Consider the following 787-nt stretch of genomic DNA (forward strand, 5'->3'; position numbering starts at 1 on the left):
ACGCCAACCTGCTGCCGGAAAACGTCGCGCCGCTGATCGCCGAGCTGGGCAAAGGCTATAGCCACGTGCTGGCCCCGGCCACCACCAACGGCAAGAACTACCTGCCGCGCGTGGCCGCCCTGCTGGACGTCGACCAGATCTCCGAAATCGTCGCCGTGGAAAGCGCCGACACCTTCAAGCGCCCGATCTACGCCGGCAACGCCATCGCCACCGTGCAATCCAGCGCGGCGGTGAAGGTGATCACCGTGCGCGGCACCGGCTTCGACCCGGTGGCTGCCGAAGGCGGTTCCGCCGCCATCGAAGCCGTCTCCGGCGCCGCCGATGCCGGCAAGTCCGCTTTCGTTGGCGAAGAGCTGGCCAAGAGCGACCGTCCGGAACTGACCGCCGCCAAGATCGTGGTCTCCGGCGGCCGTGGCATGCAGAACGGCGACAACTTCAAGCTGCTCTACAGCCTGGCCGACAAGCTCGGCGCGGCGGTGGGCGCCTCGCGCGCCGCGGTGGATGCCGGCTTCGTGCCGAACGACATGCAGGTCGGCCAGACCGGCAAGATCGTCGCCCCGCAGCTGTACATCGCCGTGGGCATCTCCGGTGCCATCCAGCACCTGGCGGGCATGAAGGACTCCAAGGTGATCGTCGCGATCAACAAGGACGAAGAAGCGCCGATCTTCCAGGTGGCCGACTACGGCCTGGTGGGCGACCTGTTCGAGGTCGTGCCGGAACTGGAAAAGCTGGTCTGATCCAGTCGCTTCGGTAACAGGAAAAACCCGCTCCTCGGAGCGGGTTTTTT

1 protein-coding gene is annotated in these 787 nt (G+C 66.3%); it reads left to right on the forward strand.

The genetic code is table 11. From position 1 onward, the window contains the following. Nucleotides 1–737 (forward strand): FAD-binding protein (locus tag AS93_RS0117935; RefSeq protein ID WP_027591867.1); only part of this gene is annotated, 737 nt, incomplete at its 5' end. Nucleotides 738–787: the final 50 nt, after the last annotated feature.

The sequence above is a fragment of the Pseudomonas sp. RL genome, from assembly GCF_000647775.1.
Lineage (GTDB): Bacteria > Pseudomonadota > Gammaproteobacteria > Pseudomonadales > Pseudomonadaceae > Serpens > Serpens flexibilis.